This window comes from Jiangella sp. DSM 45060, assembly GCF_900105175.1.
GTDB lineage: Bacteria > Actinomycetota > Actinomycetes > Jiangellales > Jiangellaceae > Jiangella.
Genome location: NZ_LT629771.1, coordinates 2843199 through 2869383, shown reverse-complemented (window position 1 = coordinate 2869383; position 26185 = coordinate 2843199). Strand labels below are relative to the sequence as shown.

Annotated in this window: 24 protein-coding genes; 17 read left to right on the top strand and 7 right to left on the bottom strand. The window is 74.7% G+C overall.

Going from position 1 to position 26185, the window contains the following annotated elements:
* The first annotated feature begins 26 nt into the window (after window positions 1-26).
* Genes BLU82_RS12935 through BLU82_RS12925 form a run of 3 tightly spaced genes read left to right on the top strand, consistent with a single transcriptional unit; the run spans window position 27 to window position 2724 of the window.
* Complete coding sequence (locus BLU82_RS12935) at window positions 27-1259, top strand: DegT/DnrJ/EryC1/StrS aminotransferase family protein (RefSeq protein ID WP_197682913.1); 1233 nt, start codon at window positions 27-29, stop codon at window positions 1257-1259.
* Window positions 1256-1960, top strand: a complete 705-nt coding sequence (locus BLU82_RS12930; protein ID WP_092620658.1) for a hypothetical protein — start codon at window positions 1256-1258, stop codon at window positions 1958-1960. Before BLU82_RS12935 ends, BLU82_RS12930 begins: the two co-directional genes overlap by 4 nt.
* The gene (locus tag BLU82_RS12925) at window positions 1957-2724 is read left to right on the top strand and encodes an amidohydrolase family protein (RefSeq protein ID WP_092620655.1); all 768 of its coding nucleotides are present in this window, start codon (window positions 1957-1959) and stop codon (window positions 2722-2724) included. The genes BLU82_RS12930 and BLU82_RS12925 overlap by 4 nt, the downstream gene beginning before the upstream one ends.
* On the opposite strand, the gene BLU82_RS35105 is transcribed toward BLU82_RS12925, so the two are convergent.
* The 3 genes from BLU82_RS35105 to BLU82_RS12910 are packed head-to-tail and all read right to left on the bottom strand — an operon-like array spanning window position 2689 to window position 6090.
* A complete protein-coding gene (locus BLU82_RS35105) occupies window positions 2689-2880 on the bottom strand; it encodes a hypothetical protein (RefSeq protein ID WP_092620652.1) in 192 nt (63 codons plus the stop codon). The two genes, BLU82_RS12925 and BLU82_RS35105, sit on opposite strands and share 36 nt — an antisense overlap.
* A 49-nt stretch (window positions 2881-2929) precedes the next feature.
* The gene (locus BLU82_RS12915; RefSeq protein ID WP_157740875.1) at window positions 2930-3670 is read right to left on the bottom strand and encodes an NAD(P)-dependent oxidoreductase; all 741 of its coding nucleotides are present in this window, start codon (window positions 3668-3670) and stop codon (window positions 2930-2932) included.
* 29 nt (window positions 3671-3699) lie between these two features.
* A complete protein-coding gene (locus tag BLU82_RS12910; RefSeq protein WP_092620646.1) occupies window positions 3700-6090 on the bottom strand; it encodes a PQQ-binding-like beta-propeller repeat protein in 2391 nt (796 codons plus the stop codon).
* A 169-nt stretch (window positions 6091-6259) separates the two neighbouring features.
* Here BLU82_RS12910 and BLU82_RS12905 point away from each other — a divergent pair, with 169 nt between their 5' ends.
* The 4 genes from BLU82_RS12905 (at window position 6260) to BLU82_RS12890 (ending at window position 13837) form a co-directional block, all read left to right on the top strand.
* Window positions 6260-8641 carry a hypothetical protein gene (locus BLU82_RS12905; protein WP_157740873.1) on the top strand — a complete coding sequence of 794 codons (2382 nt, stop codon included), beginning with the start codon at window positions 6260-6262 and terminating at the stop codon, window positions 8639-8641.
* Entirely contained in the window at window positions 8641-11316 is a 2676-nt protein-coding gene (locus tag BLU82_RS12900) for a hypothetical protein (protein WP_092620640.1), read from the top strand. The genes BLU82_RS12905 and BLU82_RS12900 overlap by 1 nt, the downstream gene beginning before the upstream one ends.
* A gap of 210 nt (window positions 11317-11526) precedes the next feature.
* Window positions 11527-12477, top strand: a complete 951-nt coding sequence (locus BLU82_RS12895) for a dihydrodipicolinate synthase family protein (RefSeq protein ID WP_157740871.1) — start codon at window positions 11527-11529, stop codon at window positions 12475-12477.
* Window positions 12478-12589: 112 nt separating this feature from the next.
* Window positions 12590-13837, top strand: coding sequence for a replication-associated recombination protein A (locus BLU82_RS12890; protein WP_370246319.1), 1248 nt, complete (start codon window positions 12590-12592; stop codon window positions 13835-13837).
* A 7-nt stretch (window positions 13838-13844) separates the two neighbouring features.
* Here the strand turns inward: BLU82_RS12890 and BLU82_RS34140 are convergent, their stop codons facing one another.
* Window positions 13845-14675 (bottom strand): Gfo/Idh/MocA family protein, encoded by an 831-nt coding sequence (locus BLU82_RS34140; RefSeq protein WP_157740869.1) that lies wholly within the window; start codon window positions 14673-14675, stop codon window positions 13845-13847.
* Between the two features lie 75 nt (window positions 14676-14750).
* Here BLU82_RS34140 and BLU82_RS12880 point away from each other — a divergent pair, with 75 nt between their 5' ends.
* The 6 genes from BLU82_RS12880 to BLU82_RS12855 are packed head-to-tail and all read left to right on the top strand — an operon-like array spanning window position 14751 to window position 21262.
* Window positions 14751-15647 carry an alpha/beta fold hydrolase gene (locus BLU82_RS12880; protein WP_092625763.1) on the top strand — a complete coding sequence of 299 codons (897 nt, stop codon included), beginning with the start codon at window positions 14751-14753 and terminating at the stop codon, window positions 15645-15647.
* Window positions 15644-16288, top strand: a complete 645-nt coding sequence (locus BLU82_RS12875) for a class I SAM-dependent methyltransferase (protein ID WP_092620628.1) — start codon at window positions 15644-15646, stop codon at window positions 16286-16288. Before BLU82_RS12880 ends, BLU82_RS12875 begins: the two co-directional genes overlap by 4 nt.
* A 58-nt stretch (window positions 16289-16346) precedes the next feature.
* Window positions 16347-17900 carry an alpha/beta fold hydrolase gene (locus BLU82_RS12870; RefSeq protein WP_172885591.1) on the top strand — a complete coding sequence of 518 codons (1554 nt, stop codon included), beginning with the start codon at window positions 16347-16349 and terminating at the stop codon, window positions 17898-17900.
* A gap of 49 nt (window positions 17901-17949) precedes the next feature.
* Window positions 17950-19605 carry a serine hydrolase gene (locus BLU82_RS12865; protein WP_092620622.1) on the top strand — a complete coding sequence of 552 codons (1656 nt, stop codon included), beginning with the start codon at window positions 17950-17952 and terminating at the stop codon, window positions 19603-19605.
* A gap of 2 nt (window positions 19606-19607) precedes the next feature.
* On the top strand, window positions 19608-20279 hold the full coding sequence (locus tag BLU82_RS12860; RefSeq protein ID WP_092620619.1) for a response regulator transcription factor: 672 nt from the start codon (window positions 19608-19610) through the stop codon (window positions 20277-20279).
* Window positions 20276-21262 carry a sensor histidine kinase KdpD gene (locus BLU82_RS12855; RefSeq protein ID WP_092620616.1) on the top strand — a complete coding sequence of 329 codons (987 nt, stop codon included), beginning with the start codon at window positions 20276-20278 and terminating at the stop codon, window positions 21260-21262. Before BLU82_RS12860 ends, BLU82_RS12855 begins: the two co-directional genes overlap by 4 nt.
* A 66-nt stretch (window positions 21263-21328) precedes the next feature.
* Here BLU82_RS12855 and BLU82_RS12850 read toward each other — a convergent pair whose 3' ends face one another.
* The 3 genes from BLU82_RS12850 to BLU82_RS12840 form a co-directional block, all read right to left on the bottom strand.
* Complete coding sequence (locus BLU82_RS12850; protein ID WP_092620613.1) at window positions 21329-22024, bottom strand: NAD(P)-dependent oxidoreductase; 696 nt, start codon at window positions 22022-22024, stop codon at window positions 21329-21331.
* An 83-nt stretch (window positions 22025-22107) separates the two neighbouring features.
* On the bottom strand, window positions 22108-23028 hold the full coding sequence (locus BLU82_RS12845; RefSeq protein ID WP_092620610.1) for an RNA polymerase sigma-70 factor: 921 nt from the start codon (window positions 23026-23028) through the stop codon (window positions 22108-22110).
* A 266-nt stretch (window positions 23029-23294) separates the two neighbouring features.
* A complete protein-coding gene (locus tag BLU82_RS12840; protein ID WP_092620607.1) occupies window positions 23295-24248 on the bottom strand; it encodes a YafY family protein in 954 nt (317 codons plus the stop codon).
* A 94-nt stretch (window positions 24249-24342) separates the two neighbouring features.
* Between BLU82_RS12840 and BLU82_RS12835 the strand changes: the two genes are divergently transcribed.
* The 4 genes from BLU82_RS12835 to BLU82_RS12820 all read left to right on the top strand — a co-directional run bounded on the left by BLU82_RS12835 (window position 24343) and on the right by BLU82_RS12820 (window position 26183).
* Window positions 24343-24780 (top strand): VOC family protein, encoded by a 438-nt coding sequence (locus BLU82_RS12835; RefSeq protein WP_092620604.1) that lies wholly within the window; start codon window positions 24343-24345, stop codon window positions 24778-24780.
* On the top strand, window positions 24777-25316 hold the full coding sequence (locus BLU82_RS12830; protein WP_092620601.1) for a YdeI family protein: 540 nt from the start codon (window positions 24777-24779) through the stop codon (window positions 25314-25316). The genes BLU82_RS12835 and BLU82_RS12830 overlap by 4 nt, the downstream gene beginning before the upstream one ends.
* Before the next feature lie 157 nt (window positions 25317-25473).
* A complete protein-coding gene (locus BLU82_RS12825) occupies window positions 25474-25881 on the top strand; it encodes a DUF948 domain-containing protein (protein ID WP_092620598.1) in 408 nt (135 codons plus the stop codon).
* Entirely contained in the window at window positions 25881-26183 is a 303-nt protein-coding gene (locus BLU82_RS12820) for a DUF6167 family protein (RefSeq protein WP_069111934.1), read from the top strand. Before BLU82_RS12825 ends, BLU82_RS12820 begins: the two co-directional genes overlap by 1 nt.
* The last annotated feature ends 2 nt before the right edge of the window (window positions 26184-26185 follow it).

Below are 26185 nucleotides of genomic sequence, written 5' to 3'. Positions count from 1 at the left end.
TTACTCGACAGGAAGCAGGCGAGGCTGTGGGAACGCTGGCCATCGACGGCGGCACGCCGGTGCGCACCGGACGGCCGTTGCCGTCGGCCCTGGAGGCGAGCGGGCGCACCATCGGCCCGGAGGAGGAGGCCGCGGTCCTGCGGGTGCTGCGCAGCGGCATGCTGGCCAGCGTCTGGGGCACCGAGGTGAACGCGCTGACCGAGGAGTTCGCCGCGCTCATCGGCACCCGCTACGCGGTGGCCTGCAGCAGCGGCACCGCGGCGGTGCACCTGGCGGTGGCCGCCGTCGACCCCGAGCCCGGCGACGAGATCATCGTGCCGCCCATCTCCGACATGGGCTCGGTCGCGCCGATCATCGCGCAGAACGCCGTCCCGGTCTTCGCCGACGTCGACCCGCTCACCGGCAACCTCGACCCCGACGCCGTCGCCGCGCTGATCGGGCCGCGCACCCGTGCCGTCATCGCCGTCCACCTGTTCGGCAAGCCGGCCCCGGTGGCGCGGCTGCGCGAGCTGACCGACCGCGCCGGCATCATGCTGATCGAGGACTGCGCGCAGGCCTACCTCGCGCCCGTGCGTCCCGGCGGCCCGCTGACCGGCACCGTGGGCCAGCTGGGCTGCTTCAGCCTGCAGCAGTACAAGCACATCACCGCGGGCGACGGCGGCCTGGTCACCACCGACGACCCGGACCTCGCGCTGCGGCTGCGCCGGTTCGCCGACAAGGGCTGGCCGCGCGAGACGGGGGAGCGGGCCTACCTGTCGTATGCGTTGAACTACCGGATGACGGAGCTGGTCGGCGCGGTCGCCCGCGAGCAGCTGCGCAAGCTGCCCGCCGTCGTCGAGCGCCGCCGGGCCGGCGCGACGGCGTTCGCGAGCCGGGTGGCCGATCTGCCGGGACTGGTGCTCGCGCCCGACGACGGCGACCACGTGTACTGGTACTACCCGCTGCTGGTCGACGGCCTGGACGAGGCCGGGCTGCAGCGCTACGCGGCGGCGCTGACGGCCGAGGGCGTGCCGTCGCTGGCCGGCTACCTCGCCCGCCCGCTCTACACCGAGCCGGTGCTGCGCAAGCCGCTGACCTACGGCTCGTCCGGCTACCCGCTGGCCGGCCGCGACTACGGCGACGGCCTGTGCCCGGTGGCCGAGGACCTCGTCTACCGGCGCCTCGTCGTGGTGCCGTGGAACGAGAACTTCACCCCGGCCGACGTCGACGACATCGTCGCCGCCGTCACCAAGGTGCACACGGCGGTGGCGGCCTCGTGATCCTCGACGGCGACCTGCTGATCGGGCGCGACATCGTCACCGGCGACCGCCTTACCGGGCCGGAGCTGGCGGCGTCGCTGCCGCCGCTGGGCATCGGCGGCGGGCTGGTGACGTCGCTGCGCGCGCTGCTGTTCGACGCGCCGAGCGGCAACGACGAGGCCCGTGCGGCCGCGGCGGCGCACGGCTGGCAGGCGGCGTTCGGGGTCGATCTGCGCGACCCGCTGACGGCGCTGGCCGAGGTGGAGCGGGCGGCGGAGCTGGGCGTGCGGGCGGTGCGGCTGGCGCCGGACCGGCAGCACGTCCCGGCGTCGGCGCCCGGCCTGCGCGCGGTGGCCCGGGCGGCCGCCGCGGCCGGGCTCGTGCTGCTGGCCGAGGGCGACGTCAGGGTCGTCGGGCCGGCGCTGGCCGGGCTGGGCGTGTCCGCCGTCTTCGTCGACGCGCACTTCTACCACCTGGGCGACTTCGTGCTGCTGGCCCGCGACGAACCCGGCTTCCACGCGTCGACCCGGCTGCTCGGCGACGTCGACGCCTGGGAGCTGCTGGCCGACGAGGCCGGCGCCGAGCGGCTGGTGTTCGGCAGCCGCCCCGGCTGGTTCGAGGCGGCCGCCGTCGTCGACCGGCTGGCGGCCAGCGGCCTGACACCGCCGCAGCGCGAGCTGGTGACCGGCGGCACCCTGACGCGGCTGCTGGAGGCGGCGTGATCATCGACGTGCACGGCCACTGGGGCCCGTGGTTCTTCAGCACCGACGTCGGCGACGCGGCGGTCAACCTGCGGGTGATGGACGACTGCGGCATCGACCTGCAGCTGGTGTCGGCGGTCGAGGCGGTGGTGTACGACCCGCTGACCGGCAACCCGGCGCTGCTGCCCGTCCTGCGTGAGCACCCGCGGCTGCGCGGCCTGCTGGTCGTCGACCCGCGCGAGCTGGACGTGGCGGCCGCGCAGCTCGCGCAGCTGCTGCCGACCGGGCTCTTCGCGGGCGCGAAGATCCACACCCAGTACGCCCAGTCTCCCGGCGGCTCGCCGGCGATGGCCGACGCGCTGCGGCTGCTGGCCGAGCACGACCTCCCGGCCCTCGTGCACACGTGGGGCGACGAGATCGTCGGGCTCGCCGACGTCGTCGCCCGGGTCGACGGCGCCCGCGTCGTGGCCGCGCACCTCGGCGGCCCGGACTGGCGGCTGACGCCGGCGGCGGCGGAGCGCACGGACCGCATCTGGTTCGAGCCGTGCTGGTCGACGCCCGCGCCGGGGCGCATCCGCTGGGTGCTGGACCGCATCGGGCCGCGGCGGCTGATGTTCGGCAGCGACGCCACGCTCATCCACCCGGCCGTCACGCTGGGCGCCATCCGCGCGGCGGGGCTCAACGCCGCCGAGGAGGAGCTGGTGATGTGGCGCAACGCGGCCGAGGTGTTCGGCCTGGACGCCGGCCGGTCAGCGGCCGATGCCGTCGAGGAGCGTGGTCAGTAGCAGGCCGGGCGCGTCGAGCGGGGCCAGCCGGCCGAGGTCGATCAGCTCCCAGGCGCCGTAGACGGCGCCGTTGAGCGACGTCTGGCACGCCGGGCTGCACCGCTTGGCACGCTGGGGCGCACCTGTCGCGCCCGTTTCGCCCCGTTTGTGGAACACGCAGGCGTGCCAAGGCCGCGCCGTGCCTGACGCCCCGCCCGGCCTGTGGTCAGGGCACCCGCACCGGCCGCCAGCCCAGCGCCTCCTGGGTGTCGTCGGGGACGATGGACCGGCCGGCGACGTCGGCGGTGATGCTGAACGGGCGGTAGGGGCCGGTCCAGGCCAGGGCGCGGTCGACGGCGGTGGCGAGGTCGGCCGCGGCCAGCGCCGGGATGGGCGTGCCGTCGCGCATCGACATCGGCCGCGGCGGGTGTCCCTCGGGCGAGCGCCACTGCGGCCAGTCGGCGTCGGGCGTCGGGTAGATCAGCCGCAGCGAGCAGGCCGGCAGCCCCAGCGCCGGCGACAGCGCCGCCACGACCTGCTCGCCCAGCCGCTTCGTCAGCCCGTACACCTCGTCGGAGTCGGGCACGGCGGCCGGGTCGATGCGCCGCGCGGCGTAGTCGCCGAACACCGACATGGTGCTGATGTGCACGAACGAGCGCGCACCGGCGGCCGAGGCCAGCGACATCGCCAGGTGCAGCGACGCGACGTTGACCTCGAACGCCAGCCGGTTCGCGTCGGCGTCGTAGCCGTCCACCCGGGGCACCGCGGCGGCCATGTGCACGACGCCGTCGATCCCCTCGAGCGCGGCCGCGACGTCGGCGGGGGAGCGGGCGTCGCCGGTGACCGACTCGACGCCCGCGGCGGCCACCGTCCGGGGGTCGAGCACGCGGACGGTGTGCCACCGCGCGAGGTGCGGCACCACGTTGCTGCCGACCATGCCGGCGCCGCCGATGACCAGGACGTGCATACCGCCGCTCCTCCCGCCCGAGCCAGGGGTCACAGCGTCGCACATTGCCCGGAGCGGGCACCACGGATCCGGTTCGGCACGCCGTCGTCCGTCGGCGCCTCGGCGTTGCCCGAGCAGGCCAGCGACCCGAAGATCGTCGACCCGGAGATGACGGCGGCCGGCGCCGGGCCGTTCACCAGCGAGACCGCGCCGCGCACCGTCGCGCCGTCGATGACCACCGGCGAGGCGCCGTCGGCGGTGACCGACCCGAACACGGATCCGCCGCCGATGCGCAGGCCGGCGCCGCCGGTCACGGTGATCGAGCCGAGCACCGTCGCGTCGTCCAGGCACAGGGTGCCGGTCGACGCGGTCAGGTCGCCGCGGTGGGTGCCGGTGACCGTCGTCGTGCAGCGGGGCGTGAACCGCAGCAGCTCGTGGCCGGAGGAGAGGTACACATCGCCGCTACTGTGCGCGGCCAGGTGCGTCGCCGTCCCGGTCCGCAGCGTCTCGACGGCCAGAGTCACGGGGTCGACGCGGACCAGCCGGTTGCCGGCCGGCGAGGCGTAGAGCAGGCCGTCGGCCGGGTTGAGCACGAGGTCGCCGGAGCTGCTGCCGCTGGACCCGAAGCTCACCCGCTCGACAACGGACCCGGCGTCGACGTCGATGGCGAACAGGCTGGTGCCGGCCAGGCCCCACAGCCGGCCGGTGCCGTCGAAGGCCAGCGCGCCGATGGTGGGCTTGCCCTGCGCCGGGTTCAGTTCCCACAGCAGCCGCCGCTCGGCCACCGACCACGCGAACACGGTGGCCTCGGGCTGCGTCGGCGGCGTGGCGCTCTGGCCGCCGTAGATGCTGGTGGCGCCGTAGACGACGCCGTCGCGGTAGGCCAGCGCGACGATGCTCTCGTCCTCGATCAGGTTCCGCTCGGCGTGCACCAGCTCGCCGCCGGCCGCGTCGTACAGAGCGAACACGCCACCCAGCTCGCCGAGGTCGGGCATGGTGCCGACGGCGAGGTGGTCGCCGGCCGACGTCAGTGCGCGCGGGCGGATCTGCTTGTCGCTCTTGAAGTCGAACAGCCGGGCCGGGTTGTCGGCGACGCCGGGGTCCGGCGACGGCGAGTACTCCGGGCTGTGCCACGGCAGCGCCGGGTCGTAGGAGTAGACGCGGGCGTCCGGGTAGGCGCCGACGTAGAGCCGGCCGGCGTGCGTCGTCATCGCCTCGCTCTGGGAGAAGGTGTGGAACTCCTCGCGGGCGCCGGTATCGGGGTCGACGGCCGCGAAGCCGCCGTTGAGGAAGCCGCCCGCGTAGACGCGCCCGTCCGGGCCCTCGCTGAGCGCGGTGATGTCGATCGGCTCGCCCTCGATGGTGGTCTGGACGAACGAGCTCGCGCCGGTGGTGGGGTTGTAGCGGAACATCATGCCGCGCCAGAGCAGCCCGACGATGCTGCGGCCGGGGTAGTCGGGCAGCCCCAGTTCGGCCCAGCCGATGCCGCGGGTGTTCGCGACCCGGCCGGTGAACGGCACGCCGGTGCTCACCGTGCTGCCGTCGCGGGGGTCGTAGCGGACCAGCTCGCCGGCCACGATCAGGTACACGCGGCCCTGCTCGTCCGGCGGCGACGGCTCCAGCCCGTGCGCCGACGCGATGCTGTCGACCCACCGGCCGGCGGCGATGTCCCAGACGTAGAGCGGGCTCGGCGACGCGGTGCCGTAGCGGACGTAGAGGTAGTCGCCCACGACGTCGACGTCGTACGCCCACGCGGCCGAGACGTCCAGGCCGTCGGGCACCGGCAGCGCCGTGCTGGCGCCGGTCGCGCGGTCGACGGCGAACACGGCCGCCGGGTTCTCGGTGCCGGCGAAGACGGTGTCGCCGTGCACGGCGACGCTGCGCACGTAGGCGTGCGCGGGGGAGAGCCGGCCGTAGTCGCGGAACGCGCCGGTGGCGGGGTCGTAGCCGAACAGCTTCCCGCCCGGCGACGTGCCGCCGTACACCTGGCCGTCGTCGGCGACGGAGACGTCCCAGACGAACGTCTCACCGGCGATCGGGTTGCCCAGCGCCTCGACGCCGCCCGCCGCCGTCCAGCGGTACAAGCCGGCCGCACCGTAGGTGCCGACGTACACCGAGCCGTCGGCGCCGGCGTCGACCGCCCAGGAGCCGCCGGCTCCGGTGAGGTCGAACCGGCCCACGGCCTCGCCGGTGGCGGGGTCGACGGCGTTCAGGTGCGCGGGTGCGCCGGACGACGCGCTCCACAGCACCGGCGCGCCGTCGGGGCCGGCGCCGAGCGTGCCGCCGATCAGCAGCACGTCCTGCAGCGGTGTGCCGAGCGAGGTGACCTCGCCGGGTGGTGGCGCGTCGGCGGGCTCGTCCTGGGCGACGGCGGGCGGTGCCGATGTCGCCGCGGCGAGGGCGAGCACGAGGACGGCCGATCCGGGCAGGAACGCTCTCATCGCGGGACCTCCGAGACGGCGGGACGGGGGATCTGCCACCGGAGGCTATCGGCACGGCGGATATCGGGCAAGACCGAAATTACCCACCCTCTTGCCGCCGCCCGTGGGCGGCTGCCAGGATGACCGCCTAACGGGCCAGGCCGAAATGCTACGTTCGCGAGGAGGAGCCTTGACGAGGCTGTATCGACCGTCGCTGGTGGCCGTCGCCGCCGCACTGGTGCTGTCGCTGACCGTGCCGGCGGCGGACGCCGGCACCACCACCCCGGCCGCGCCGCGCGCCGCCGTCGCCGGAGCCGAGGAGTCCCTCGGCTACCCGATCGAGGGCCGAGTGCTGTCGCAGGAGCAGTCCCAGGGCGTCGACGCCGAGGGCCGGCCACAGGCGTACTGGGTCACCGCGGGCAACGAGGAGACGCCCGGCATGTTCCAGGCGACCGACGTGCGCAGCGGCGAGGTGGTGTTCGCCGAGCGGCTGCCGGCCGGCGTCAACAGCTGGGCCAGCACGTTCAGCGCCGCCGACGGCACCGTCTACTTCGGCATGACCGAGGGTCAGCTGTATTCCTGGACGCCGGGCGACGACGCGGTGACGGAACTGGGCGTGCCGTTCCCCGGCGAGGGGATCTGGCGCCTCGACGCCGCGCCCGACGGCGTCGTCTTCGGCGGCACCTACCCGGGCGGGAAACTGTTCTCGTTCGACCCGGCCACCGGCGCGTTCACCGACCACGGCCAGGCGGTGCCGGGCGAGACCTACGCCCGCGCGCTCGAGGCGGACGAGGACGGCGTCTGGGTCGGCACCCAGCCGCGCGCGCGGCTGACCCGCTTCGACCGCGCCTCGGGTGCGTTCACGCAGGTCACGCTGCCGCCGCAGTACGACACCCACGAGGTGGTGTACGACATGACGCTGGCCCGCGGCTACCTGCTGCTGCGGGTGCAGCCGTCGAACGACCTGCTGGTCTACGACACCGGCAGTGGCGAGTTCGTGAACACCGTCCCGGGCATCTCCGGCCGCGCCATCTCGGCGCCGGACCCGTCGGGGCGCTATGTCTACTTCCGTATCGCGTCGCAGGGCATCGTCGCCTACGACCTCGACACCCACACCTACGCGCCGGTCGGCTGGGGACCCAACGCGTTCCCCGGCAGTTGGGCCTGGGTCGACCTCGCCGACCCCGACTTCCCGGGCCTGTCGCTGGTCATGACCTACTACTACGGGCGCATCTACGCCTGGAACCCGCAGACGAGGAAGACCAGGTACATCGGCGAGGCCGACTTGCAGGGCGCGCCGAACACCATCACCACGCTCGGCTCCGGACCGGACGGCGGCGTGTACGTCGGCGCGTTCCTGTCCCCGCCGGGGATGGCCCGGTTCGACCCGGACACCGGCGCGACGACGCTGCTGGCCGGCGCCGGCCAGATCGAGGGGTTCGGCACGTACGGCGACCACCTCGTGTTCGGCCGGTACCCCGGCGCGGGCCTGCTGGACTTCGACACCACCCGGCCGTGGAGCAACGGCACCAACCCGGGCCCGCCCGTGACGATCGCGGACGAGCAGGACCGGCCGCAGGCGTTCGCCCGCGTCGGCGACCTCATGGCGGTGGGCAGCGTGCCGAAGTCGGGCCGGCTCGGCGGCGCGCTGAGCCTCTGGGACCCGGCCACCGGCGAGGTCGTCACGCACCGGAACGTGGTGCCCGACCAGAGCGTGGTGTCGCTGGCCGAGCGCGACGGGCTGCTCTACGGCGGCACGTCGATCAACGGCGGCTACGGCATCGACCCGGTGGCCACCGAGGCGGAGCTGTTCGTCGCCGACCCCGCCACCGGCGACGTCCTGGACCGGATCGTCCCGGTGCCGGGCGGCCGCGCGGTGAACGGGCTCACCTTCGACGACGACGGCACGCTGTGGGGCGTCTCGGACGGGACGCTGTTCACCTACGACCCCGGCGCGCGCGCCGTCACCCGCTCCGAGCGGCTGTTCCCGCGCAGCACCAGCATGTACGGCCACGACCGGCAGCTGTACTTCCGCGACGACGGCTACCTCTACGTCACCAGCTCCGGCAGCCTCTGGCGGGTCGACCCGTCGACGTGGGCGACGACCGAGCTCGCGTCGTCCGGCGTCGGCTCGCTGGCCGCCGACGAAGAGGGCAACCTCTACTACGCCCGGGGTGCGGCGCTGTACCGGTGGAACTTCGCCCTGCGGCCGCAGCCGCCCTGCGACGTCACGGTGACCGGCCCGCACACCGGCCCGGTCACGGTCACCGCCGGGACCACCTGCCTGTCCGGCGCCGACGTCGTCGGGCCGGTGCAGGTCAGCCCCGGTGCGGTGCTGGTCGCGGAGGACTCCTCCGTGCTCGGCCCGGTGCGCGCCGTCGGCGCCGGCGGCGTGATCCTCGACGGCGTGACGGTGACCGGCCCGGTCTCGGTGACCGGCAGCGTCGGCGCCGTCTGGCTGGTGGACACCGCCGTCACCGGGCCCGTCAGCTGCTTCGGCAACGACCCCGCGCCGGTCGTCCGGAACCTCGACGTCACCGGGCCGGTGGCCGGCCAGTGCCGGGAGGACTGATGCGACGACTGCTCACCTGGCTGAGCGCCGTGCTGGTCACGGCGTCGACGCTGGCCGTGACGGCCGACGCCGCCGAGTACCCGTCCTTCAAGGACCTCGGCGCGATGCCGCTGAACGCCGTCACCGCGCCCGGGTCCGCCGCCGGGACGGGCCCGAACGGCGAGCCGTGGCTGTACCTCGTGTCGTCGGGCAGCCCGGCGGTGCTCAGCGTCGTCGACGCCCGCGACGGCAGCCGGGTGCACGAGTTCCCGCTGCCCGGATCGTCCGGCTCGTGGGCGGTGGACCTCACCCCGAACGGCGACGTCTACGTCGGCACCTACGGCGGCGGCCGGTTCTACCGGTACCGGCCGGGCGCCGCGGCCGTCGAGGACCTCGGCGTGGCGGTGCCGGGGGAGACGTTCGTCTGGTCCGTCACGCACGACGAGAACGGCGTCGTCTACGGCGGCACCGGCCAGTCGCGGGCGAACGTGTTCCGGTACGACCCCGCCACCGGCGCCACGACGGACCTCGGCTCGCTCGCGCCCGGCGCCGACCCGCTGATCGTGCGCGGCATCGCCGCCTCCCAGGGCAAGGTGTACGCCGGCACGCACGCCACCACCAGCGTCGTCGAGATCGACGCGGTCACGGGTGAGCGTCGCGACCTGGGGCTGCCGCCTGGCGCCGACCCGGCGGCCGGGGTGTACGACCTCGACGTGCGCGGGCGGCTGCTGTTCGCCCGGTTCAGCCTGTCCGGCTCGCCCGCGCCGCTGCACGTCTACGACCTCGACGCCGGCGCGTGGGTCCAGGAGGTCCCGGACGTCCACGGGCTGAGCGTGTCGCCGGTGGCGGCCGACGGGCGCACCGTCTACTTCGTCCGCGACTCCACGCTGCACACCTACGACCTCGTCGACCGGACGTATGCGGCCACCTCGCTGACCGGCGTCGGCGACGTCCGCGGCTTCGACTTCCTGGACCTCGGCGACCCGGACTGGCCCGGCGACACCCTCGTCGGCGTGAACCACGTGGGCCGCTACTTCGTCTACTCGCCGCAGACCGGCCGGTCGGAGACGCGCACGGCCGACGCCGTCGCGGCGTCGGGCCCGGTCCGCTCCATCGCCGAGGGGCCGGACGGTCGGCTCTACGTCGGCACCTTCCTGGCCGGCGGCATGGCGAGCTACGACCCGGGGACCGGCGCGAAGGAGCAGTTCGCCACCGAGATCAGCCAGGCCGAGGGGATGGTCACCCACGACGGCGCGCTCTACGTCGGCACCTACCCGGGGGGTGAGATCCTCCGCTACGACCCGGACCAGCCGGCCGAGCCGGGCGTCAACCCGAAGCCGGTGCTGCGGCTGTACGAGGAGCACGGCCAGTCCCGGCCGTTCGCGCTGGCCTCGGCCGGCGACGTCCTCGCCATCGGCACGGTGGCGAAGAACGGCTCGCCCGGCGGCGGCCTGACGCTGCTGAACACCCGGACCGGCGAGTCCTGGTTCACCGACGTCGTGCCCGGTCACAGCGTCGTGGCCCTGACCTACCGCGACGGCGTCCTGTACGGCGCGACGTCGGTCTACGGCGGCGTCGGCGGGCCGCGGCCCACCGAGAAGGACGCCGTGGTGTTCGCCTACGACATCGAGCAGCGGCGCACGCTCTGGGAGGTCGCGCCGATCCCCGGCGAGGGCGCCATCGGCGAGCTCGCGTTCGACGAGAACGGCAAGCTGTGGAGCCAGACGCCGGTGACGGTCTTCCGCATGGACGTCGAGACGCAGGAGGTCGAGGCACGCCGCACCTACGAGCCGTATCCGTGGGACACCATCGCGTACGCGCACGTCGGATCGCGGCTCTGGTACGACCCGTACGTCGACGAGCTCTACGTGGTCTCGCAGGCGAAGATGTTCACCATCGACCCCGTGACGCTGGACCGCGCCCGGGTGTTCCAGCCGGCCTCCTACGGGTTCCTGCACAACAACGGCAACGTGTTCATCGCCCGGGACCTGAAGTACTGGGAGTACACCCCGAGCGCCCGTCCGGCGGCGACGGCGGCCTTGGCGGCCGGGTCGGTGCCCGCAGGCCGGCCGCAGACCGTCACGTTCTCCGGGCTCGGGCCGGGCGAGGAGCTGGAGCTGTGGCTGCGCCCGGACGCCAAGCCGCTGGGCACCGTCCGCGCCGACGACACCGGCACCGCCTCGCTGACGTTCACCGTGCCGCTGGACCGGGCCGGCGAGCTGACCGTCGAGGGGCGCCGGCTCTCCACCCGGGGCGTGCTGTCGACGTCGTTCCAGGCCGCGGCGCCGCTGTGCGACGTCACCGTCGACGGGCCGCACGCGGGCCCGCTGCGGGTGGGCTCCGGCACGACCTGCCTCTCCGGTGCGACGGTGTCGGGGGCGGTGACGGTGAGCCCGGACGCCATGCTGACCGTCACCGACTCGGCGGTGTCCGGCCCGCTGCGCGCCGACCGCGCCGGCGGCGTGGTGCTGTCCGGTGCGACGGTGTCCGGGTCGGTCACGGTGACCGGCAGCACCGGCGTGGTGTCGATCCGGGACTCCGTGGTGTCCGGCTCGGTCTCGCTGGCCGGCAACATTGGCGGCGTCCGGTTCGCCGGGAACCGCGTCACGGGCGGGCTGTCCTGCTCGGGCAACGACCCGGCGCCGGTGCTGGACGAGCCGAACGACGTCACCGGGCCCGTGCGCGGCCAGTGCTAGGGGGTGTCTGACGGAGATGGTGGATGCGGGCGGCGTCCAGTCGTCGGTCCAGCAAGGCGGCGGAGAAGGTCGATGCGGAGCCATCGGCCGACGACGACAACGCCGCTGGTCGGCGTCTGGGCGTCGATCCGCGCCAGCGAGCTCCGTCAGACACCCCCTTGGGCGGACGGCCGTGACCGCGGGCCATTGGACAATGGGTAGTCTGCATCGGTGGCCAACACGCGAGGTGCTGCTGAGCTGACCGGACGGCTGCGGTGGTCCCTGGTGGCCGCGGCGGCGACGCCGATGCGGGCCGACGGCAGCACCGACCCGGAGGTCTGCGAGGCGTACTTCGGGCAGTTGGTGCGCGGCGGCGCCGGTGGGCTGGCCGTCGCCGCGCACACCGGGCGTGGCGACCACCTGACCGTCGCCACCAAGGCCGAGCTGGTCCGCCGCGCCGCCACCCAGGGCGTTCCGGTGCTGGCCGGCGTCGGCGGCAGCGCCGAGGGGCGCGAGCACGACCTCGAGTGGGCGGCGGCGGCCGGCCCGGCCGGTGCCGACGCGCTGCTGGTGTTCCCGCCCGACGAGACCGAGCCGGACGCCGTCGTCGCCCACCACCGGGCGGTGGCCGACGCGTCCGGGCTGCCGCTGGTGGCGTTCGACCTCTACACCCGGCCGCACCCGCTCGAGACGCTGGGCCGGGTGCTGGACCTCCCCGAGGTCTGCGCGTTCAAGCCGGCCCGGCTGCACGACGCCATCGCCTGCCAGGAGACCATCGCCGCCGCCCGGTCCCGCGGCCTGCTGGTGCTCAGCGGCGAGGACCGCATGTTCGGCGCGTCGCTGATGTGGGGCGCCGAGGGCGCGCTGGTCGGGCTGGCGGCGGCCGCGGTGCAGATCACCGTCGCCGCGGTCGACACGTTCGCGGCGGCCGTGCACACGTCGGCGCGCGACGCCGCGGCCCGGTTCCTGGAGGTGTCCGCGATCGTCGACGAGGTGGCCCGGGTGACGTTCCGGCCGCCGTACGAGGGCTACGTCCAGCGCATGCTGTGGCTGGCCGCCGACGAGGGCATCATCCCGGCCGAGTTCGCCGTCGACCCGCACCGCCCGGCCGAGCTCGACGACACCGAGCGCGACGAAGTGGTCCGGGTCGTGCGGCAGTGCCGCGACCAGGTCCGTGGCTAGGCTCGACGACATGGAGCAGGAAGGTCTGTTCGGCGGCGCCGCGCCGTCGGTGCCCGTGGGGTCGCTGTCCGGCGCCGACGACGACATCGCCGGCAAGCCGCTGGCGGTGCGCATGCGCCCGCGCACGCTCGACGAGATCGTCGGGCAGCAGCACCTGCTCGGGCCGGGCACGCCGCTGCGCCGGCTGGTCGAGGACGACCAGCCCATGGCGCTGGTGCTCTGGGGGCCGCCCGGCACCGGCAAGACCACCCTGGCCTACGTCGTCAGCCGGGCCACCCAGCGCCGGTTCGTCGAGCTGTCCGCCGTCACGGCCGGGGTGAAGGACGTCCGCGCCGTCATCGACACCGCCCGCAAGGAGCTCGTGCGCACCGGCGCCGGCACCGTCCTGTTCGTCGACGAGGTGCACCGCTTCTCCAAGACGCAGCAGGACGCCCTGCTGCCGGGGGTCGAGAACCGGTGGGTGTCGCTGGTCGCGGCGACCACCGAGAACCCCTACTTCGCGCTGATCAGCCCGCTGCTGTCGCGGTCGCTGCTGCTCACGCTGGAGCCGCTCGACGACGACGCCATCCGCGAGGTCATGCGCCGGGCGCTGGCCGAGGAGCGCGGGCTCGACGGCGCCGTCACCATCGACGACGACGCCCACGACCACCTGCTCCGCCTCGCCGGCGGCGACGCCCGCCGCGCCCTGACGTACCTCGAGGCGGCCGCCGGGGGAGCCGTCGACGGAGTCATCACCCTCGACGTCGCCGAGAAGGCGGTCGACCGCGCCGCCGTCCGCTACGACCGCGACGGCGACCAGCACTACGACGTCACCAGCGCCATGATCAAGGCCATCCGCGGCAGCGACGTCGACGCCGGCCTGCACTACCTCGCCCGCATGGCCGAGGCCGGCGAGGACCCGAAGTTCCTGGCCCGCCGGCTGGTCATCCTGGCCAGCGAGGACATCGGCATGGCCGACCCCACGGCGCTGCAGACCGCCGTCGCCGGCGCCCAGGCCGTCCAGCTGATCGGCTGGCCGGAGGCACAGATCACGCTGGCCCAGGTGGTCATCGCGCTGGCGCTGGCGCCGAAGTCGAACAGCGTGGTCACCGCCATCGGCGCCGCCGTCGCCGACGTCCGCGCCGGGCTGGCCGGGCCGGTCCCGCCGCACCTGCGCGACTCCCACTACGCCGGGTCGAAGAAGCTCGGCCACGGCACGGCCTACGCCTACGCCCACGACGACCCCCGCGGCGTCGTCGAGCAGCAGTACGCGCCCGACGCCGTCGCCGACAAGCAGTACTACCAGCCGGGCACCCGCGGCGCCGAGCGCGACTACGCCGAGCGCTACGCCAAGCTGCGCCGCATCGTCCGCGGCTCGTGAGGGCCGCTCAGGGCAGTTGCGCCGTCACGGCGTCGAGCAGCGCCACCGGCGCCACCATGGCCGCCGCCTCGTCGTCCGACGGGGGCGCGCCCTTCTCGGCGACGGTCATGAAGCGGTCCAGCACCGGGGCCAGGTAGTCGGACGGCAGCGCCAGCTCGCGGGCCGTGCTGCCGTCGGCGCGCACGATGGTGGCGTGGAACGGCGCTGCCGTGTCGGCGACGAAGGTCAGCGTGACGTGGGTGGCGCCGATGGTGGTGAGCGCCGTGACGACGCCGTCGCCGGTGCGCACGTCGACGCCGCCGGCGTCGCCCTGCTCGCCGAGCAGCTCGGCCGCGGCCTCGGCGAGGTGGACGCCGTAGTAGTAGAGGCCGCCGTACGGCCCGGCGGGGTCGGCGGGGCCACTGACGTGGACGGCGAGCGGCCGCCCGCCCCGCAGACCGGCGAGCGCCGGGACGAACCGCAGCGCCGAGCCCTCGTAGAGCGGCACGCCGTGCGTCCGGGCCGCGTCGACGATCGCTCTCGCGTCGGCCTCCGACGCCGCCAGCGGCTTGTCGACGAACACCGGCAGCCCGGCCTCGATCAGCGGCACCGCCTCGGCCCGGTGCGCCCGGCCGTCGCGCGAGCAGATCAGCACCGCGTCGACGAGGCCGGCGAGGTCGCCCGGGCCGTCGACGACCGTCTCGACGTCCCCCGCCGCCGCGAGAGCGCGGTTGCGCTCGGAGTCGCCGCCCGACAGCGCCACCACCCGGGCGTCGCCGTGACGCCGCTCGGCGTTGAGCAGGCGGAGGAAGTGGTCGACGTGGCTGCTCTCGGTCCCGACCAGTCCGATGCGCGTCACGGTCAGCCAGCCTACGGCAGCCGGCGGCCAGCCGGATGACAGTCGCGCGACAGGCGGGCCGGGGACCGTGGTCGCATGATGCTGCGACGAGAGCGGGGCCGGGTGGACCGCGACGGGGTGGGGATCGCGTACGAGCAGGTGGGGGAGGGCGCGCCCACGTTGCTCCTGCTGCCGGCCTGGATGATCACTGGCAGCGGGCTGTGGGCGGCCCAGCGCGACGGGCTGGGCGACCGATTTCGCTGCCTGTCCTTCGACGCCAGGGGCAGCGGCCGGTCGGACCGGCCGCTCGAACCGGAGCGCTATCAGGTCGGGGAACTCGTGGCCGACGCGCTCGCGGTGCTGGACGCGGCCGGAGCCGGCCGGGCCGTGCTCGTCGGCAACTCCCTCGGCGGGCTGGTCGCCTACCTGGTCGCCGCGCTCCATCCGGACCGCGTGGCGGGGCTGGTGCTGATCTCCGCAACGGTCGATCTCACCGGTGACCACGACGCGCCGCTGGCACGGGCCATCGCGACCTTCGACGAGGAGCCGGCGGGCGATGACGGGTGGGCCCGCTACAACCGGCAGGCCTGGCGGCGTGACTACCCCGGCTTCGCACGGTGGTTCGTCGACACGGCTCTGGGTGAGGAGGCCACGGCCGAGACCCGGGCGGACGGCGTCAGGATGGCGCTGGACACCACGCCCGAGGTGCTCGCGGCCGGCATCACCGCACGCGCCGGCCGGTCCGCCTCCGGCCAGGCCGCCGGGCTGCGCGCCTTGGCGGGGCGGATCACCTGCCCGGTCCTCGTGCTCCACGGCGACCGGGACGCCGTGGTGCCGCCCGCATGGTCGGCCGCGCTCGCCGCGGCGCTGGACGCCGTCGTCACCCCGCTGCCGGGCGCGGGCCACTGCCCGCAGGTGACCCGGCCCGGCGAGGTGAACGCCCTGATCGGGGAGTTCGCCGCCGGTATCGGGACCGCGGGAGCGGCGGCATGAGTGAGGCGAGGGTGAGACACCGCGTCAGCAACCCGATCCGGGGCCGTCTGAACGCCGCCACGCTGTGCGCCGCCGACCGCTACGCCCACCTGCTCCTCGGCGAGCGGAAGCGGGCCCTGTTCGCGGACCTGCCCGAACAGATCGTCGAGATCGGCCCCGGCACCGGCGCCAATTTCCGCTACTACCGGCCCGGCACCCGGCTCGTGGCCATCGAGCCGAACGTCCACATGCACGGCCCGCTCCGGGCCGCCGCCCGCCGCCACCGCATCGAGCTGGAGCTGCGCACCGCGACCGCCGAACGGATGGCGTTGCCCGACGCCGGCGTGGACGCCGTAGTGAGCACCCTGGTGCTGTGCACGGTGCCCGATCCGGTCGCGGCCGTCGAGGAGGCATGGCGGGTGCTGCGGCCGGGTGGGCGGCTGCTGTTCGTCGAGCACGTCCGGGCCGGCGGCGGCTACGGGCGGCTGCAACGGCTGACCGTCCGGCCGTGGCGCTGGTGCTTCGAGGGCTGCGACGTCCGTCGCGACACCGAGCACACGATCCGCGCCGCCGGCTTCAGCTCCGTCGACGTCCAGCGCTACCGCATGCGGTCGGCGTTCCTGCCGATCAACCCCCAGATCGCGGGCACGGCCACTCGCTAGCGACGGTCGCCGCATGGGAACATCGGCGCATCACAGCCAGCTGCCAGGGACGCGCCGCATGAAGTTCTGGGTGCTCGGGTCGGTCGAGGCGATCGACGCGGACGAGCCGCTTCCGCTCAGCCACCGTCAGCGCGCCCTGCTGGCCGCGCTGCTGGCTCGTGCCGGTGAGGTCGTCTCGGCCGACCGGCTGGCCGAGCTGCTGTGGGGCGACGCGCAACCCGACGATCCGGCGGGCGCGCTGCACAGCCTGGTCTCGAGGCTGCGCCGGATGCTCGGCCCGGACGTGCTGGCCACCCGTCCTCCCGGCTACGCACTGCGCCCGGACCAGGCGGAGATCGACGCCGTCCGGTTCGAGAGCCTGCTGGACCACGCGCGGCAGGCGGCGCCGGCCGCGGCCGTCGGCCTGCTCGACGACGCGCTCGGGCTGTGGCGCGGCCCGGCCTTCGCCGAGTTCGCCGACACCGACGTGGCCAGGCTGGCGGCGATCCGGCTGACCGAGGCGCGGCTGACGGCGGTCGAGGCGAGAGCCGCCGCGTTGCTGGAATGCGACCGGCCGGCCGAGACGCTCCCGTCCCTCGAGCCGTTTGTGGCCGAGCACCCGCTGCGGGAACGCGGCCGCGCGCTGCTGATGCGCGCGTTGTACGACCTCGGCCGCCACGCCGACGCCCTGCAGAGCTATCAGACCTACAAGCGGGAGCTGGCAGACGAGCTCGGCCTGGAGCCGTCCGAACCGCTACAGCGGCTGGAGCGGGAGATCCTCCGCCATGAGGTGCCCGGCGCTGTCGCGCAGCCGCCACCGCTCGCCGGCCTACGGGCCAGCTACACCTCCGCCGGCGACCGCACCATCGCGTACGCCCGGATCGGCGCCGGCCCGCCCCTGATCGCGCTGCCCGCCTGGGTCTCCAGCATCGAGGTGATCGCCTCCGGCCGCGACCCGCGCTCCTCCCTCCTGCAGCGCCTGGCCGGGCACACCAGCCTGACCCTGTACGACCGGTACGGCACGGGCCTGTCCCGCGCCGGCGTCCCCGGCGACTACGGGCTGGAGGGCAGCATCACCGAACTGGCCGCCGTGATTCGCCGGACCGGCGGCCGGGCGAGCCTGCTGGCCATGTCCCAGGCGGGCCCGGTGGCCATCGCCTGCGCCGCCCGCCACCCGGATCTGGTCGACCGCCTGATCTTCCTCGGCACCTACGCCAGCGGACCGTCCGCGTTCACCCACACCGATCTCAACCGCACGCTGGTCGACCTGGTCCGCACCCACTGGGGCCTCGGGTCCCGCCTGATGGCCGACCTGTACCGCCCGGGCGCCTCCGACGCCGCCGCCTTCCACCTCGCCCAGGTCCTGCGCGACTCGGCACCTCGCGAGGTGGCGGCCGGCTACCTGGACGCCGTCTACGACATCGACGTCTCCTCGCTGCTGTCCGAGGTCAGCGCGCCCTCGCTGGTCCTGCACTACACCGGCGACCGCGTGGTGCCCTTCGCCGGCGCCCGCCAGCTGGCCACCGCGCTCCCGCACGCGCAACTGGTCCCGCTGGACGGCGCCTACCACCTCCCGGACGCCGCCGACCTGCCCGTGGTGGTCGCCGCCATCCGGGACTTCCTGGAGTCCTGACGGCTTTCCGTTCACATCCTGTTCGCGGCCGGGTTCCTACGGTCGCCACATGACCAGATCGCTCATGGGTGTCACCGTGGCCGCCGCGGTGCTCCTCGCCGCCTGCACGTCCGACGCCGAGTCGCCCGCCGGGTCGTCGGCCGGGTCGTCGCCGCCGTCGGGGTGCGACCCGCAGCTCGACGCCGCGCTCGACGCGTGGGCCGAGGCCGGGTTCAGCGGCGCGGTCTCCATCACCGCGGCCGGCGAGCCGGTGTGCGAGGCCGGCTACGGCAGCGCCGACCGCGCGGCCGGCCGCCCCAACACCGCCGCCACCGTGTTCGCCATCGGGTCGGTCACCAAGGCGTTCACCGCGGCCGCCGTCCTCGACCTCGCCGACGACGGCCGGCTGACGCTCGACGACCGCGTGGGCGACCACCTGCCGGAGCTGCGCGGCCCGGCCGCCGACGCCACGCTGCGGCAGCTGCTGGTGCACACCAGCGGGCTGAACGGCTCGCCGGGCGCCGACCACCAGCCGCTGAGCCGCGACGACGCGCTGGCGGCCATCGCCGCCATGCGGCCGGCCTTCCCGCCCGGCACCGACTATCTGTACACCAACGCCGGCTACACGCTGCTGGCGCTGGTCGTCGAGGAGGTCACCGGGAGCTACCGCGAGCACGCGGCCACCCGCATCCTGCGCGGCCTCCCGTCGGCGGGGTTCTGGGACGGCTCGCCGGCGGCGCGCGGCGACCGCGCCGTCGGGTACCTCGACGACGGCAGCACCGGCGCGGCCGGCGACTTCGCCGGACCGCACTGGGCGCTCGACGGCAACGGCGCGCTGGCCATGACCATGCCCGACCTCGCCGCCTGGACGTGGTCGCTGTTCACCGGAGGCGTCGTGTCGGCCGAGGCGGCGCGGACCATCGCCACGCCGCAGGTCGACCTCGGCGACGGCGCGTCCGAGACGCCGGGCTGGGTGGCCCACGACGCGTCGGCGTTCGGCGTGCCGTTCCTGGCCTCGGCCGGCGGCGGCGGCGACGTCGGCCACGAGGCCATGGTGGTCTGGATCCCCAACGGCGAGAGGGTGCTGGCGGTCGCGTCCAACGGCCCCGAGGTCACCGCCGAGGAGCTGGTCGAGGCCATCGGCCCGGCGCTGGCGGCGGGCGAGCCCGTCCCGGCGCCCGACGTCCCGGGCGGCGCCGTCGATCCAGGCGTCGCCGCGGCTATCGTCGGCGACTACCGGCTCGACACTGGAGGTGCGTTCCTGGTGAGCGACGACGACGGCCTGCGCATCGCCGCGCGCGGGGCCGACGCCGTCCGAGCGCTGTTCCCGCCGGCCGACCCCGACGCGGTCCGCGAGCACGAGCGCGCGGTCGAGGCGCTGCTGGCCGGCCGCACCGAAGCCGGCCGCGAAGAGCTCGCCGCGCTCTCCGACGACTTCGGTCCCGTCGGCGGGTTCGAGCCGGCCGGCACCGTCCTCGCCGACGGCGAGTTGCGCACGTACGTCACGCTCGACACCGGGGGAGCACCACTGCTGGCCTGGTACGCGCTGAACGACGATGGCGGGGTCGAGGGCGTCGAGGTCGGCGCCGATCCGCCGTCGGTCTCGTTGGCCCCCGACGGCCGCGGGTTCCGGCCGTCCGACCCGGCGGGCGCGGGCCCCGACATCACCATGACCTTCGGCGACGACACCGTCACGGTGGGCGACGTCACGGCGAGGCGAGGCTGACCATGCGCATCCTGCTGGTCGAGGACGACACCGACCTCGCCGACGTCGTGGCGCTGGGGCTGCGCAACGAGTCGTACGCCGTCGACCACGCCGGCACCGCGGCCGCGGCGGAGGAGTTGCTGACCACCACCGGCTACGACGTCGTCTGCCTCGACCTCGGCCTGCCCGACGGCGACGGGCTCGAGCTGCTGCGCCGCCTCGGCGCCGACCCCGTCCTGCGGCGGCCGCGGCGCACGCTGGTGCTGACCGCCCGCGACGCCGTCGCCGACCGCGTCGCCGGGCTCGACGGCGGCGCCGACGACTACCTCGTCAAGCCGTTCCACTTCGCCGAGCTGGTGGCGCGGGTCCGGGCGCTGGGCCGCCGCTCCGACGACACCGGCGCCATGCTGCGGTGCGGCGATCTCGGCCTCGACCTCGCGGCGCACCGGGCCTGGCGCGGCGACGCCGACCTGCGGCTCACGTCGCGTGAGTTCTCGCTGCTGCGCTACTTCATGCACCATCCCGGCGAGGTGTTGTCCGCCGAGCAGCTGCTCGAGCACGTCTGGGACGTCAACGCCGACCCGTTCACCACGTCGGTGCGGGTCATCCTCAGCCGGCTGCGGCGCAAGCTCGGCGACCCACCCCTCATCGACACCGTCACCGGCGTCGGCTACGTCCTGCGGGCGGCGTCGTGAGCCGGCCGTGGCGGCGGCGCGCCGGCGAGGGCGTCGTCAGCCGGCCGTGGTGGTCGCTGCGGGCGCGGCTGGCGGCGGCCGGGTTCCTCGCCATCTACATGCCGGTGCTGCTGCTGTTCGCCGTCACCATCGCCACCGAGTACGACACCTCCACCGAGGTGGTCAACGGCGTCGTGATCACCACCGACTCGTCCATCACGTGGCCACCGTGGACCACCGCCACGGCGCTGGCGCTCGCCCCGGCCGCGGCGTGGCTGTCGTGGTGGTGGGCCGGGCGGGCGGTGCGGCGCTACGAGCACATGTACGAGCGGCTCCAGCACGCGGCCGACGCCCAGCGGCGGCTGATCGAGGAGACCAGCCACGAACTGCGCATCCCGTTGTCGGTGCTGGCCACCAACGCCGAGGTGCTGCTCGCGCATCCGCGGCCGACGCTCGAGGTGTACCGCGAGGGGCTCGAGCGCTCCGGGCGGGCCGCCACCCGGCTGCGCGCGGTCGTCGACGAGCTGCTGGTCGACGCCCGGGGCCGGGCCCGCACGGTCGACCGCCACCCGGCCGACGTCGCCGCCCTGGCCCGCGCCGTCGCCGACGACGCCCGCGTGCTGGCGGCGCAGCGCGGGGTGTCGGTGGTGGTCACGGCGCCGCAGACGTTGGTCGGCGCGGTCGACGACGCCACGGTGCGCCGGGCGGTCGCCAACCTCGTCGACAACGCCGTCCGCCACGCCCCGTCCGGCTCGGTGGTCTCGGTCGCGGCCGAGCGGCGCGGCCCCGAGCTGGCCGTCGTCGTCACCGACCACGGTCCCGGCATCCCCGAGGCCGACCTCCCGCACGTCTTCGAGCCGTTCTGGCACGGCCGCGACGGCCCGGGCACCGGCCTCGGCCTGCCGATCGCCCGTCAGATCGCCCTCGCGCACGGCGGCGACGTCACCCTCACCTCCGCCGGCGGAGGCGTCGGCTGCGTCGCCACCCTGACCCTGCGCTGCTGACGCCGCGCGGGACGCCGCGCCCGCCGTCCTCATGGCGGCGTCCAAGCCGGGTGAGGGCGGGTCCGCTCAGTTCTTGGCGAGCGCCTCGCGGCGGATCCACTGGAGCAGCGTGGGGTTGTCGGCGGTGGTGATGACGCTGACGGTGCGGCGGAAGTGGCGGTCGTCGTCCAGGAGGGCCAGCAGGCTGGCGGCGAGGTCCACGCGGGCGGTGAACCTGCCGTCGGCGTGCCCCTCGACCACGGTGTAGTCGGTGACCGACGGCAGGTGGTAGAGCCCACTCGGGCGCACGATCGTCCAGTCCAGGCCGCTGTCGCGCACCAGCGCCTCCATCCGCCGCATGTCGTCGTACTGCGTCCTGGCCACCACCCGCGTCACGTAGGGGAGGAGCACCCGGTTGAACAGGAACCCGCCGTCGGAGTAGCGGTGCGGGTCGACGCCCACCGAACTGACCACGGCCAGGCGACGCACTCGATGCCGTGTCATCGCGGCGACGAGGTTGGCGGTCCCGCGCGAGTAGGTGCTGATCGGTTCCTTGCCGGCGGGCACGCCGAGCACCGACAGCACCGCGTCCCGATCCGCGACGGCCGCGTCGACGGCCTCGGGGTCGAGCACGTCGGCGCCGACCACCTCGAGCCGGTCATGATGCAGCGGGAACGCGTCCGGCCGCCGGGTGACCGCCGCGACCTGGTGCCCGGCGGCGAGTGCCTGGCCGGTGAGCAGGCGGCCGGTGGGGCCGTTGGCTCCGACGACGGTGATGCGCATGAGCTGTCCTTTCCGGTGATGACGCCGTCGGCGACGGGCCGCGGCGCGGCTCGCGGCTGGCGCGGTCAGTGCTGTCAGTGCGGTCAGCGCGCTCGCCGGGCCTGCTGCGTCTCGCGCAGGACGGCCCAGCCGTCGCCGACGGGGCCCACGTGCCCGAGCTTGTCGGGGTTGCTGACCGTGCGGATCGCCTGGATCCGCCCGTCGAGGACGTCGAGCGTCCAGGTGTTGATGACGTTGCCGTCGCGGTCGCGGAAGATCGCGCCCGGCTGGCCGTTGACCTGGCGCGGTTCCACGACGCCGCCGATGCGGACGAACGGCGGGAGCAGCGCGGCCAGCAGCCGGGCCACGCGGTCGGCGCCGAAGAAGCCGCCGGCCCAGCGCGGGCCCTTGCCGCCGCTGTCCGCGACCAGCCGCACGTCGGCGGCGAGCAGCTCCCGCAGCCGATCGACGTCCCCGTCGGTGAAGGCGGCGAAGAACCGCACCGCCAGGGCCTCGCGCTCGCGCCGGTCGGCCTCGAACCGGGGCCGGCCCTCCTTCATGTGCCGACGCGCCCGCACCACCAGCTGACGGCACGCCGCCTCGGAGCGCCCGACCGTCGAGGCGATCTCGCCGAAGCCGAACCCGAACACCTCCCGCAGCACGAACACCGCGCGTTCCAGTGGGGACAGGCGCTCCAGCAGCAACAGCGCCGCCATCGACACCGAGTCGGCCAGCTCGGCCGAGCGCTCGGGGTCGGCGTAGGGGTCGGCCAGCAGCGGCTCGGGGAACCACGGCCCGACGTACACCTCGCGCCGCACGCGGGCCGAGCGCAGCACGTTGATCGACAGCCGGGTGACCACGGCCGACAGGAACGCCTTGGCCGACGCGGGGTGGGCGGACGCGGTCTCCCAGCGCAGCCAGGTCTCCTGCACCGCGTCCTCGGCCTCGGCCACGCTGCCGGTGATCCGGTAGGCGATCGAGAACAGCAGCGGCCGCAGCTCCTCGAACTCCTCGGCCCTGCTCATGCCGGCTCCCGCCCGGCCCTGGCGTTGGAGAACACCCGCATGCCCATCACCCTCCCGACGCGACTGCTGCCTTCGCCACCCGAGACAAGACAGCCCCGCCGCCTGTGACATGGACGGGAGAACGAGCAGGCGACGACGCCGCCGGGGGAGGGCGCACGGTCAGCCGGCGGCGCGCGCGGCCCGGGACATGGTGGGCGGAGGTGGGCTCGGCCGCGGCGACCGGCCGGGGGAGACGAGCCCGGGCGCAGGCGCCAGAAGGCAGCAGATCAACCCGCGGCGGCGAGGTAGCGCTCGGCCAGTGACCGCAGGTGGTCGCGCAGTTCCGGCGGGTCCAGCACCTCGAACGGCACGCCGAGGCTGCCGAGATAGCCGGCGAGGTCGTGCCAGGAGTCGCCGCCGGTCTGGAGGAGGCAGCTGCCGTCGGGCAGTTCGGTGACGAGGCCGCCCATGGCGGTGATCTTGTCGCGAACCACCTCGATGGGCGCGTCCAGCCGCACGCGGGCCTGCTCGCGGTACGCCCGCGACCCCACGCCGTGAAGGACGTGCGCCACCGCGTCGCCGCCCGGTGGCGGGCGCGGCGTGAAGCGCGGCCCGGTCGGAACGCGCGGCCGCACGCGGTCGGCGCGGAAGGTGCGCCAGTCGTCGCGGTCGAGGTCCCAGGCGAGCAGGTACCAGCGGCGGCCGGTGTAGACGAGCTGGTGCGGCTCGGTCCGCCGCACGGACGAGGCTCCGTCGTGGCCCGAGTAGTCGAACCGCAGCTGCTCGTGCCCGTGTACCGCCGCCGCGACCGCCGTCAGCACGTCCGCGTCGACGGGAGAGCCGACGCCGGCGGCGGAGGCCGTCGCGGAACGCAGGGCGTCGACGCGGTGCCGCAGCCGCGACGGCAGGGTGCGCTCCAGCTTGGCCAGCGCCCGCAGCGACGTCTCCTCGATGCCGGTGATCGAGCCGGCGGCGGCCGCCCGCAGCCCCAGCGCCACCGCGACCGCCTCGTCGTCGTCCAGCAGCAGCGGCGGCAGCGACGACCCGGCGCCGAGGCGGTAGCCGCCGGCCGGGCCGGTGAACGACTCGACCTCGTAGCCCATGATGCGCAGCCGCTCGATGTCGTTGCGGACGGTGCGCGTGGTCACCTCCAGCCGCGTCGCCAGCTCAGAACCCGACCACTCCCGCCTGACCTGCAGCAACGACAACAGCCGCAGCAGCCGTACCGACGTCTCCAACATGAATCCGAGTCTGGCACGGATTGAGGAACCGTACGTTCCACAACCCGCCGTAACGTCGTTCTCACCAACCGGACGAGAACGACGGAGAAGATCGATGAGCATCGAACTGCGCGGCTTCTGCACCCTGAACTTCTACGCCGACGACATGGCGGCGGCCCGCGAGTGGTACACCGAGGTGCTCGGCGTGGAGCCGTACTTCGAGGCCGTCGACCCGGCGTCGGGGATGGTCGGCTACTACGAGTGGCGCATCGGCGACCACCAGGACGAGTTCGGCGTCATCAATCGCGCGTGGCGGTCGCCGGCCGACCCGACCACACCGCAGACCCCAGGCGGCGCGGTGATGAACTGGCACGTCGACGACCTCGACGGCACGCTCTCCAGGCTGGTCGACCTGGGCGCCACGGTCTACCAGCCGCGCACGGACCGGTCCGAGGGCTTCGCCAACGCCACCGTCGCCGACCCGTTCGGCAACCTGCTCGGCCTCATGTACAACCCGCACTGGAAGGCCATGGCGGACGGGGCGGGCGCGTGAGCGACGCGCTCACGTTCGTGGACGCGGCCGGCTGGGACGCCTGGCTGGCCGCGCACCACGACACCAGCGACGGCGTCGTCCTGCGCATCGCGCGCAAGGGCGCGCCCGGCCTGACGATCCGGGCGGCGCTCGAGGTGGCGCTGTGCCACGGCTGGATCGACAGCGTCCGCCGCCGCGGCGACGACCAGCACTTCCTGCAGCGCTACTCGCCGCGGCGCAAGGGCAGCCCGTGGTCCGCGGTCAACGTCGCGCTGGTCGAGGAGCTGACGGCGGCCGGCCGGATGCGTCCCGGCGGGCTGGCCGAGGTCGAGGCGGCCAAGGCGGACGGACGGTGGGCGGCGGCGTACGCGTCGCAGGCCACCGCCACCGTCCCGGACGACCTCGCCGCTGCCCTGGCGGCGGACCCGGCCAAAGCGGCCGCGTTCGACGCGCTGACGAAGACCGGCCGGTACGCGATCCTGCTCGCGCTGATGAAGACCCGCACGCCGCAGGCGCGGGCGAAGGCGCTGGACAAAGCGTTGGCCGGGCTGCACTGAGGTCGCCTACCCTGGAGGACATGGACATGCTGCCGACGCTCGGGCGAGCACCCGCGGCCCGCCCCGCGGCCGTCTCCCGGTCGTGACCGCACCGGGTGGTCCGGCGCGGTAGGGTCAGACGCTTGAGACGACCATCCGAAGAGAGGCAGCTCCACCCATGTCCGTAGGCGAAGTCGCCGGGTTGCTGGCCGCCGCTGCTCTGGTGGCGCTGGTCGGTTTTCTCGCCGTGCCGATACTCAAGCTGGGCCGCACCGTCGACGAGTTCACCCTCGTCGTGCGCGACCTGCGCCAGGAGCACGTCGCGAAGACGGCCACCACGGTCGACGAGACCAACGAGCTGCTCGCCTCCACGAACGCGCAGCTTCAGCGCATCGACGCCATCACGTCGAACGCGCAGACGGTCACCACCAACGTCGCCGCCATGTCGTCGCTGTTCGCGGCCACGCTGGGCGGCCCGCTGGTGCGCACGGCCGCGTTCACGTACGGCGTGCGCCGGGCCATCGCCGCCCGCCGCGACGGCGCGGCCGCCGGCACCGGCCGCCGCCGGCGGTTCGGGAGCCGGTGATGGGCAAGCTGTTCTGGATCGCGCTCGGCGCCACCGCCGGGGTGCTCGTGGTCCGCCGGCTCACCAAGGCGGCCGAGAGCCTCACGCCCGAGGGCGCGGCCGACCGCGTCGCCGGCGGGCTGCGCACCCTCGGCGACGCCGTCCGCGAGTTCACCGACGAGGTCCGCGCCGGCATGGCCGAGCGCGACGCCGAGCTGCGCTACGCGCTGGGCATCGCGCCCGACGGCACCGGCACGCAGGGCGTCGCCGACCCCGACGCCGTCGACGACCTGTTCCACCCGCACTCGAGAGGCACGTTCTGACC

Excerpts from the sequence above, each read along its gene's own strand:
- BLU82_RS12835 (WP_092620604.1), top strand. The coding sequence starts at position 24,343 with ATGAGCATCGAACTGCGCGGCTTCTGCACCCTGAACTTCTACGCCGAC.
- BLU82_RS12880 (WP_092625763.1), top strand. The coding sequence starts at position 14,751 with ATGATGCTGCGACGAGAGCGGGGCCGGGTGGACCGCGACGGGGTGGGG.
- BLU82_RS12910 (WP_092620646.1), bottom strand. The coding sequence starts at position 6,090 with ATGAGAGCGTTCCTGCCCGGATCGGCCGTCCTCGTGCTCGCCCTCGCC.
- BLU82_RS12820 (WP_069111934.1), top strand. The coding sequence starts at position 25,881 with ATGGGCAAGCTGTTCTGGATCGCGCTCGGCGCCACCGCCGGGGTGCTC.
- BLU82_RS12900 (WP_092620640.1), top strand. The coding sequence starts at position 8,641 with ATGCGACGACTGCTCACCTGGCTGAGCGCCGTGCTGGTCACGGCGTCG.
- BLU82_RS12870 (WP_172885591.1), top strand. The coding sequence starts at position 16,347 with ATGAAGTTCTGGGTGCTCGGGTCGGTCGAGGCGATCGACGCGGACGAG.
- BLU82_RS12865 (WP_092620622.1), top strand. The coding sequence starts at position 17,950 with ATGACCAGATCGCTCATGGGTGTCACCGTGGCCGCCGCGGTGCTCCTC.
- BLU82_RS12825 (WP_092620598.1), top strand. The coding sequence starts at position 25,474 with ATGTCCGTAGGCGAAGTCGCCGGGTTGCTGGCCGCCGCTGCTCTGGTG.
- BLU82_RS12915 (WP_157740875.1), bottom strand. The coding sequence starts at position 3,670 with ATGCACGTCCTGGTCATCGGCGGCGCCGGCATGGTCGGCAGCAACGTG.
- BLU82_RS12890 (WP_370246319.1), top strand. The coding sequence starts at position 12,590 with ATGCGCCCGCGCACGCTCGACGAGATCGTCGGGCAGCAGCACCTGCTC.
- BLU82_RS12860 (WP_092620619.1), top strand. The coding sequence starts at position 19,608 with ATGCGCATCCTGCTGGTCGAGGACGACACCGACCTCGCCGACGTCGTG.
- BLU82_RS12840 (WP_092620607.1), bottom strand. The coding sequence starts at position 24,248 with ATGTTGGAGACGTCGGTACGGCTGCTGCGGCTGTTGTCGTTGCTGCAG.
- BLU82_RS12875 (WP_092620628.1), top strand. The coding sequence starts at position 15,644 with ATGAGTGAGGCGAGGGTGAGACACCGCGTCAGCAACCCGATCCGGGGC.
- BLU82_RS12850 (WP_092620613.1), bottom strand. The coding sequence starts at position 22,024 with ATGCGCATCACCGTCGTCGGAGCCAACGGCCCCACCGGCCGCCTGCTC.
- BLU82_RS12845 (WP_092620610.1), bottom strand. The coding sequence starts at position 23,028 with ATGAGCAGGGCCGAGGAGTTCGAGGAGCTGCGGCCGCTGCTGTTCTCG.